Source organism: Corynebacterium sp. MSK158 (assembly GCF_030229085.1).
GTDB lineage: Bacteria > Actinomycetota > Actinomycetes > Mycobacteriales > Mycobacteriaceae > Corynebacterium.
Genome location: NZ_JASPHJ010000010.1, coordinates 97,437 through 105,834 on the forward strand (window position 1 = coordinate 97,437; position 8,398 = coordinate 105,834).

Annotated in this window: 8 protein-coding genes and 2 tRNA genes; 5 read left to right on the plus strand and 5 right to left on the minus strand. The window is 60.0% G+C overall.

The genetic code is table 11. The features are described from left to right. Window positions 1–100 precede the first annotated feature (100 nt). Complete coding sequence (gene gyrB / locus QP915_RS09010; protein ID WP_284769100.1) at window positions 101–2,170, plus strand: DNA topoisomerase (ATP-hydrolyzing) subunit B; 2,070 nt, start codon at window positions 101–103, stop codon at window positions 2,168–2,170. Window positions 2,171–2,240: 70 nt separating this feature from the next. Here the strand turns inward: gyrB and QP915_RS09015 are convergent, their stop codons facing one another. The 5 genes from QP915_RS09015 to QP915_RS09035 are packed head-to-tail and all read right to left on the minus strand — an operon-like array spanning window position 2,241 to window position 5,100. After that, a complete protein-coding gene (locus tag QP915_RS09015) occupies window positions 2,241–3,716 on the minus strand; it encodes an MFS transporter (protein ID WP_284769101.1) in 1,476 nt (491 codons plus the stop codon). Window positions 3,717–3,758: 42 nt separating this feature from the next. Then, entirely contained in the window at window positions 3,759–4,196 is a 438-nt protein-coding gene (locus QP915_RS09020) for a DUF6918 family protein (RefSeq protein WP_284769102.1), read from the minus strand. A 20-nt stretch (window positions 4,197–4,216) separates the two neighbouring features. Further along, the gene (locus QP915_RS09025; RefSeq protein ID WP_284769103.1) at window positions 4,217–4,573 is read right to left on the minus strand and encodes a hypothetical protein; all 357 of its coding nucleotides are present in this window, start codon (window positions 4,571–4,573) and stop codon (window positions 4,217–4,219) included. Between the two features lie 38 nt (window positions 4,574–4,611). Beyond that, entirely contained in the window at window positions 4,612–4,872 is a 261-nt protein-coding gene (locus QP915_RS09030) for a cell filamentation protein Fic (protein WP_225746211.1), read from the minus strand. 6 nt (window positions 4,873–4,878) lie between these two features. After that, a complete protein-coding gene (locus QP915_RS09035) occupies window positions 4,879–5,100 on the minus strand; it encodes a hypothetical protein (protein ID WP_049378052.1) in 222 nt (73 codons plus the stop codon). 79 nt (window positions 5,101–5,179) lie between these two features. On the opposite strand from QP915_RS09035, the gene gyrA reads away from it, so the two are divergent. From gyrA to QP915_RS09055, 4 genes are all read left to right on the plus strand, one after another. Beyond that, complete coding sequence (gene gyrA, locus QP915_RS09040) at window positions 5,180–7,732, plus strand: DNA gyrase subunit A (RefSeq protein ID WP_284769104.1); 2,553 nt, start codon at window positions 5,180–5,182, stop codon at window positions 7,730–7,732. Window positions 7,733–7,735: 3 nt separating this feature from the next. Next, window positions 7,736–8,074, plus strand: coding sequence for a DUF3566 domain-containing protein (locus tag QP915_RS09045; RefSeq protein WP_284769105.1), 339 nt, complete (start codon window positions 7,736–7,738; stop codon window positions 8,072–8,074). A gap of 162 nt (window positions 8,075–8,236) precedes the next feature. Continuing rightward, window positions 8,237–8,313 (plus strand) — tRNA-Ile (locus tag QP915_RS09050). Window positions 8,314–8,322: 9 nt separating this feature from the next. Further along, window positions 8,323–8,395 (plus strand) — tRNA-Ala (locus QP915_RS09055). Window positions 8,396–8,398: the final 3 nt, after the last annotated feature.

The window sequence follows — 8,398 nt, forward strand, 5'->3', positions numbered from 1 at the left end:
CCTATCTCTCACGGGTGTGGGGTGTCTTTCAGTAGGGGGTATCCGTGTAGAATGGTCAAGGTCTTAGAATTAGCTATAGCCAAAAGGAGAGCACGAATCCGTGGCTGAAGAACACGCATATGATGCCGGGTCAATTACGATCCTGGAGGGCCTCGAGGCCGTTCGTAAGCGCCCCGGCATGTACATTGGTTCAACCGGTTCGCGCGGCCTGCACCACCTCATTTGGGAGATCGTTGATAACTCCGTCGATGAGGCCATGGCCGGCTACGCCGATAAAGTTACCGTCAAGCTGCTAGAAGATGGCGGCGTCGAGGTCATCGATAATGGCCGTGGTATCCCGGTAGAAATGCACGCCTCTGGCGCACCTACCATCCAGGTGGTCATGACCCAGCTGCACGCCGGCGGTAAGTTCGACTCCGACTCCTACGCCGTTTCCGGCGGCCTGCACGGTGTCGGCATTTCCGTGGTGAACGCGCTTTCTACCCGCGTGGAGGCGGAGATTAAGCGCGACGGCAAGCACTGGTACCAAAACTTCCAGAACGCCATCCCAGACGAGCTCGTTGAGGGTGGCAATGCCCGCGGCACGGGCACCAAGATTCGTTTCTGGGCGGACCCGGAAGTTTTTGAAACTACGGAGTACGATTACGACACCATTTCGCGCCGCCTGCAGGAAATGGCCTTCCTGAACAAGGGCCTGAGCATTGAGCTCATTGACGAGCGCGTCACCGAAGAGCAGATCGAACTGGAGGAAATCGCCGATGCAGAATCCGGCGAGACCAGCGCGGATGAAACCTCCTTCGATGATGCCCCGGACGCCGGCGATACCTTCAACGAAGAATCCGGCGAGGCGGAGGACGCTGCGGCAGAGAAGAAGCGCCGCAAGAAGGTAACCTTCCACTACCCGGATGGCTTGACCGACTACGTCAAGTACCTCAATAAGTCCAAGACCGCGATCCACCCGACGATCGTTTCCTTCGATGCGAAGGGCGAGGATCACGAGGTAGAGGTAGCGCTGCAGTGGAACCAGGGCTATAAGCAGTCCGTTCACACCTTTGCCAATACCATCAACACCCACGAGGGCGGCACGCACGAAGAGGGTTTCCGTGCGGCCCTAACCTCCCTGATGAACCGCTACGCCAAGGAGCATAAGCTCCTCAAGGAAAAGGACGGTAACCTCTCCGGCGATGACTGCCGCGAGGGCTTGGCGGCCGTCATTTCCGTCAAGGTGGGCGATCCGCAGTTCGAGGGCCAGACCAAGACCAAGCTGGGCAATTCCGAGATCAAGGGCTTTGTCCAGCGCGCGGTCAACGAGCACGTCAATGACTGGTTCGATGCCAACCCGGCAGAGGCTAAGGCCATCATCAATAAGGCTGTTTCCTCCGCGCATGCTCGCATGGCTGCCCGCAAGGCTCGCGAGATGGTGCGCCGCAAGTCCGCCACCGACCTCGGTGGCCTGCCAGGCAAGCTTGCAGACTGCCGCTCGAAGGATCCGAAGATTTCCGAGCTCTACATCGTGGAGGGTGACTCCGCAGGTGGCTCCGCTAAGGGCGGCCGCGATTCCATGTTCCAGGCCATCCTGCCGTTGCGCGGCAAGATCCTGAACGTGGAGAAGGCCCGCATGGATAAGGTCCTCAAGAATGCCGAGGTCCAGGCGATTATTACCGCGCTGGGTACCGGCATCCACGAGGAATTCGATATCAAGAAGCTGCGCTACGACAAGATCGTGCTCATGGCCGATGCCGACGTTGACGGCCAGCACATTGCCACGCTGCTTCTGACCTTGCTCTTCCGCTTCATGCCGCAGCTGGTTGAGGACGGCCACGTGTTCCTGGCTAACCCGCCGCTGTACAAGCTCAAGTGGTCTAAGGGCACTCCGGGCTATGCTTTTTCCGACGCCGAGCGCGATAAGCTGCTGGCCGAGGGCCTAGAGCAAAACCGCAAGATCAACAAGGATGACGGCATCCAGCGCTACAAGGGTCTGGGCGAGATGAACGCCGCTGAGCTGTGGGAGACCACGCTTGACCCGAGCACCCGCATCCTGCGCCGTGTGGACTTGGAAGACGCGCAGCGCGCCGATGAGCTCTTCTCCATCCTCATGGGTGATGATGTCTCGGCTCGCCGCTCCTTCATCACCCGCCGCGCGAAGGACGTCCGCTTCCTGGATATCTAGAGCGCAGCATGAAGCCCACCGTGGAATTTACCGCGGTGGGCTTTAATTGTGGCGTCGGAAAGCGCCGGGCCTAGGCCTGGGAGCTGCGCTGATCCGCTACGGCGAATCCTAAGGAAGCGAGGCACATGGCGAGGATGACGCCGAAGCCGGCAATGATGGACAGCGGCCAGTCCGCGCTTGTGCCGTGCAAGGTGGCAAAAACGATGGCCGTAATAACGGCAAGCCCAATGGCCGTACCAATGCGCTGGCCGGTTTGGAGGACGGCGCCGGACGATCCGGCGTAGGCCTGTGGAACGTGCGCCAAGGTGAGCGTTTGGTTGGGGGAGATGACCGAGCCTTGGCCGCCGCCAACAAAGGCCAGCGAAAGGACCATCCACCATTCGCTGGCTCCCCACTGCTCGGTGGCCCAGATAAGCGCAATTGTGGCCACCAGACCGAAGATGGTCACCAGCATGCCAAGTACCACGACCTTGCGCCCATAAACGGAAACGGATCGACCGGCCAGTGTGGCAGATATGGAGCTCAACAAGGCAGCCGGAATGCCTACGGATCCGGCAGCCAGGGCGGAGTGTCCGAGTCCGCTTTGGAAGTAGAGTGCCACGAGCACCCAAATGCTGGTAATACCCATAAACCACAAGGTGGCGATGATGGTGCCATTGCGAAAACTCGGGGTGGCGAAGATAGTGAGATCCACCATTGGCGGATGGCCGGTGGCCTTGTGGCGGCGCTCCCATAGCACCCATCCCACAAGGAGGACGGCGCCCAGCAGTAGGAGCCACCACACGGCCGGGGAAGCGGACGATTCCATGAAGGGGAAGAGGATGGCCCACACTGCAGCACCGAGGATCACCGCACCGATGGGATCCAGGGTGGCAAGGGCCTTGAAGGTGCCCAGTTTATTGCCATTTTCATCGCGCACGCGGGAAAACAGCGGCCGCGGAAACCACAGTAATCCTAAGATGATGGCAATAAGGCCGACGGGGAAATTGACCAGCATGGTCAGCCGCCAACCTAGGTCCGCGCCGCCGAGGCGAATGAGCAGGCCGCCCAGTACCGGTCCGATAGCCACAGCGATGCCTACCGTGGAGCCAAAGTAGCCGAAGGCGCGGGCGCGTTCCGGACCGCGGAAGTACTGCTGGATCATTCCCACGCCCTGCGGATTGAGCAGCCCAGCGCCTATGCCTTGGATAAAGCGGGCGGCGTTGAGTGCCTCCGCGTTGGGGGCAAAGCCGGCGACGGCGGCGCTGAGGGAATAGATAGCAATGCCTGCTAGGAAGATGCCGCCGCGGCCGAAGAGATCTCCGGCACGGCCGGACGCCACAAGGATGACACCAAAGGTGAGCGCATAGCCGGAGAGCACCCATTGCACATCGGACTCAGAGGCTCCCAGGCCCGATTGAATAGAGGGCAGGGCTACGTTCACGATGGACACGCTCAGCAGGGACATGAAGAGCGCCGTGAGCAAAACGATAAGCACCCGCCAGCGGGCGGGATCTTGGCCGGCGGGGTACTCGGTTTGGTTAGCTGCGGAAGTAGTCACTTCCACACTTATACTCTGCGGTTTGATTTAGGTTCAAGCGTGCGGAGGCTACATGTGCTTTTGCAGCACGCGGCCGAAATCCGGGACCGCAGGGGTGAGGAATTTCGAGGCCTTACCGCGCAAGGAGTTATAAGGCTTAGACAGCGCGGGGGAGTTAATCTGCTCGGCATGCTTATCGGCCACCGACATGATGGAATCGCTCACCTGGGCGCTGCGGGGCTCCAGGAAGGAACCGAAATCCTGCTCGGAGCTGCGTGCAAACTCTTGCCAGTGCGGATCTAAAGCGTGGAGGATATCCGGTAGCACGCGGCCTAGGGCCTTGGTAATGATGGCGGAATCGACCTTCTTCGCGGCGGCGACGGCGCCCTTGAGCGCCATTCCGGTAATGCCCGATTGCTTGGCGACGACCCCCTCAATCAGCTCGCCGCAATCGTTAATCACCGCAGTGCGCTGCGGACCTGACATAAGTTCAGAAAGATGTGCCATGCTGCACCACCTTACGCGAGTTAGGCGGGCTGGCCCGGCAGGCTAGGGAGGCTGGCCTGAATGGCAGCAATCTGATCGGCGATCTGGTTCAAGCCAGCATCGCGCGCCGCCTTCTCCAAATCGACATTAGGGGAGTAGAGGGCTACTGCGCTGGCCAGTGCGGTGACGCCCGCGGCCGCTGCAGTGATGATCAGGGTGAGATCCAGCTGGGAAGAACCGGTAGAGGAACCACCGGTCTCGCCCGGCTGAAAGTCCGGATTTACCGTTTCTTTCCAGGAATCGGCATCAGCGGCGGTGGCGGTAGGAGCAGTGACGGCGGTGGCAGCTAGCGCTACGGCGGTCAGGCTCGAGGCGGCAATCTTCTTGAAGCGGGACATGGTGGTAGTTCCTTTCTTGGGTCACTATCCCCAGTAACTTAGGTAACTTCTTTAACACTAAGGTAGACGCGCGCGCTGAACTTTGCGAACTCTGCGTTATACCCGTTAAGCGCTGGCACGCGGGCTAATACCTCCGCCATGGCGCGGGCGGCATCGCGGTGGTTGTCATGAATGGCTATTCCTTCCACCTTGGCGGTGCTCGCAGCCGCCGCGGCCGCCAGGGCGGCGAAGTTGGTGATGCGGACGTTAAAACGAGCGCAAAATTCGCGGGCTAAGAGGTAGAGCTGTTCAGTAGTCATGCTTGCCTAGGACTGTGCGGGCCGGGCACGGCGGATTTCCGCCTCCAGCTCAGTGCGGCCGGGGAGGAGGGCGCGGGCGGTGGACTGCACGTGGGCGTCGGCAAGCGTGCGGGCTGCGGCCGCAACGATGGCGCGCACCACCGCCTCGTGCTTGGAGGTGCCCTGCGCGGAGGCCAGCAGCGTCAGCGCGTGATCCTGTTCGTCCGTAAGCCGCAATGTCATCGCCATACCTCAAGTGATACCACGGTGATACCACTCGTGCGGCAATTCGAGTCTTGAAAGGCGCTAGAGGGTAGAATTTGGGGTTATGAGTGACAATAACGACGATCTTTTTGATCGCATATTTCCCATTGACATTAATGAGGAGATGGAGTCGAGTTACATCGACTACGCCATGTCCGTCATCGTCGGCCGTGCCCTGCCGGAGGTGCGCGATGGCCTGAAACCGGTGCACCGCCGTATCCTCTACGCGATGTTCGATTCCGGTTACCGCCCGGAGCGCGGCTACGTGAAGTCCGCCCGCCCGGTCTCGGACACCATGGGTCAGTTCCACCCGCACGGTGACGTCGCCATCTATGACACCTTGGTGCGTCTGGCCCAGTCCTGGAACATGCGCTATCCGCTGGTAGATGGTCAGGGTAACTTCGGCTCCCGCGGTAACGATGGCCCGGCAGCAATGCGTTATACGGAGTGTAAGCTCACCCCGCTGGCCATGGAGATGGTGCGCGATATCCGCGAGAACACCGTGGACTTCTCGCCCAACTACGATGGCAAGACCAGCGAGCCAGACGTCCTGCCATCCCGCGTTCCGAACCTGCTCATGAACGGTTCTGGCGGCATTGCCGTGGGTATGGCCACCAATATCCCGCCGCATAACCTTAACGAGCTGGCCGAGGCCATCTACTGGATGCTGGATAACCCAGACGCCGATGAAGAGGCTGCGCTGGAAGCCTGCATGGAACGCGTCAAGGGCCCGGATTTCCCCACCGCTGGCCTCATTGTGGGCGATCAGGGCATCAAGGATGCCTACACCACCGGCCGCGGCTCCATCCGCATGCGCGGTGTGACCTCCATCGAGGAGTCTGGATCCCGCCAAACCATCGTGATCACCGAGCTGCCGTTCCAGGTCAACCCGGATAACCTCATCTCCAATATCGCGGAGTCCGTGGCCAGCGGCAAGATTGCGGGCATTTCCAAGATTGAGGATGAGTCCTCCGACCGCGTGGGCATGCGCATCGTGGTCACCCTTAAGCGCGACGCCGTGGCTCGTGTGGTGCTCAATAACCTCTACAAGCACTCCCAGCTGCAGACCTCCTTCGGTGCCAACATGCTCTCCATTGTTGACGGTGTGCCGCGCACCCTCCGCCTGGATCAGATGCTGCGCTACTACGTGGAGCACCAGATCGAGGTCATCGTTCGCCGTACCCAGTACCGCTTGAACGAGGCCGAGAAGCGCGCCCACATCTTGCGCGGTTTGGTCAAGGCCCTGGACATGCTGGATGAGGTCATCGCCCTTATCCGCCGTTCGCCCACCGTGGACGAGGCGCGCGAAGGCTTGAAGGAGCTTCTCGACGTCGACGATATCCAGGCCGATGCCATCCTGGCCATGCAGCTGCGCAAGCTGGCTGCACTGGAACGCCAGAAGATCATTGACGAGTTGGCGGAGATCGAGCGCGAAATCGCCGACCTGAAGGATATCCTCGCCCGCGAGGAGCGCCAGCGCCAGATTGTCCACGATGAGCTGGCAGAGATCGTCGATAAGTATGGCGATGAACGCCGCACCGAAATTATTCCGGCGACCGGCGATGTCACCGATGAGGATCTCATCGCCCGCGAGAACGTCGTGGTCACCATTACCTCTACCGGCTACGCTAAGCGCACCAAGGTGGATTCCTATAAGGCACAAAAGCGTGGCGGCAAGGGCGTGCGCGGCGCTGAGCTCAAGCAGGACGATATTGTGAAGAACTTCTTCGTCTGCTCCACGCACGACTGGATCTTGTTCTTTACCAACTTCGGCCGTGTTTACCGCCTCAAGGCTTATGAACTGCCAGAGGGCGGTCGCGCTGCTCGTGGCCAGCACGTGGCAAACCTGCTGGAATTCCAGCCGGAAGAAAAGATTGCCCAGGTTATCCAGATCCAGTCCTACGAGGACGCTCCTTACCTGGTTCTCGCCACCCAGCAGGGCCGCGTGAAGAAGTCCCGTTTGACCGATTATGAGTCCGCGCGTTCCGCTGGCCTTATCGCCATCAACCTCAACGAGGGCGATGCTCTCATTGGCGCACAGCTCGTCTCCGAGGGCGATGACATCCTGCTTACCTCCGAGCAGGGCCAAGCTATCCGCTTTACTGCCGACGACGACCAGCTGCGCCCCATGGGCCGCGCTACCGCTGGTGTGAAGGGCATGCGTTTCCGCGGCGATGACCAGCTGCTGTCCATGTCCGTGGTCCACGATGGCGAGTTCCTCTTGGTTGCCACCTCCGGCGGCTACGGCAAGCGCACCGCCATTGAGGAATACACCACCCAGGGCCGCGGTGGCCTTGGCGTTATGACCTTCAAGTACACCCCGAAGCGCGGCAAGCTTATCGGCGCCATCTCTGTGGATGAGGACGATGAAATCTTTGCCATTACCTCCGCCGGCGGCGTCATCCGCACCGAGGTGGACCAGATTCGTCCGTCCTCCCGTGCGACGATGGGCGTGCGCTTGGTCAACCTGGGTGACGATGTCGAACTGCTTGCCATCGACCGCAACGTGGAAGAAGATGGTGAGGAAGACGCTCAGGCCGTGGCTAAGGGCGAAAAGACCGTGGATGAGGTCCAGCAGGAACACAAGGCTGGCGATGCTTCCAAGGATGAGGAGTAATTAATGGCACGACGAGACGTAACGATTACGCGAATCTCGCCTATTTCGGCGTTCCGCGTCGGTCTGGCCCTGTCACTCGTCGGACTGATCGCCTGGATGCTGGCCGTATGCCTGCTTTATATTGGCCTGAACCAGGTGGGGATTTGGGAATCGCTCAATAGCCTCGTCGGCGGCGTCGGCGGAGGGTTCGAGGTCACCTTCGGTGTCGTCATCTCCGCCTCCGCGCTCATCAGCGTTATTTTCGCCGTTCTCCTTACACTGCTGGCGCCCCTGATGGCGGTTATTTATAACGCCATAGTGGACGTCTTTGGCGGCCTGCGGGTCGACCTAGACAGCCGCTAGCGCCTCTCTTGCGTTTGAAGATACCGGCACCTTCGGGTGCCGGTATTTTTCTTTCTTTCGTGCGAATCTTTCCCCGCTTTTGAGTTGCCGGAAATATCTGCTGAACAGGCGATTTGTGTAAATCCGGGGATAGTATGTAGAGTTAATTCTCGTTCCGCACAAGGGCCTATAGCTCAGTCGGTTAGAGCGCATCGCTGATAACGATGAGGTCGCTGGTTCGATTCCAGCTAGGCCCACCACGGAACAATGGGGCATTAGCTCAATTGGTAGAGCATCTGCTTTGCAAGCAGAAGGTCAGGAGTTCGATTCTCCTATGCTCCACAG

Excerpts from the sequence above, each read along its gene's own strand:
- QP915_RS09025 (WP_284769103.1), bottom strand. The coding sequence starts at position 4,573 with ATGTCCCGCTTCAAGAAGATTGCCGCCTCGAGCCTGACCGCCGTAGCG.
- QP915_RS09020 (WP_284769102.1), bottom strand. The coding sequence starts at position 4,196 with ATGGCACATCTTTCTGAACTTATGTCAGGTCCGCAGCGCACTGCGGTG.
- gyrA (WP_284769104.1), top strand. The coding sequence starts at position 5,180 with ATGAGTGACAATAACGACGATCTTTTTGATCGCATATTTCCCATTGAC.
- QP915_RS09030 (WP_225746211.1), bottom strand. The coding sequence starts at position 4,872 with ATGACTACTGAACAGCTCTACCTCTTAGCCCGCGAATTTTGCGCTCGT.
- QP915_RS09045 (WP_284769105.1), top strand. The coding sequence starts at position 7,736 with ATGGCACGACGAGACGTAACGATTACGCGAATCTCGCCTATTTCGGCG.
- QP915_RS09035 (WP_049378052.1), bottom strand. The coding sequence starts at position 5,100 with ATGGCGATGACATTGCGGCTTACGGACGAACAGGATCACGCGCTGACG.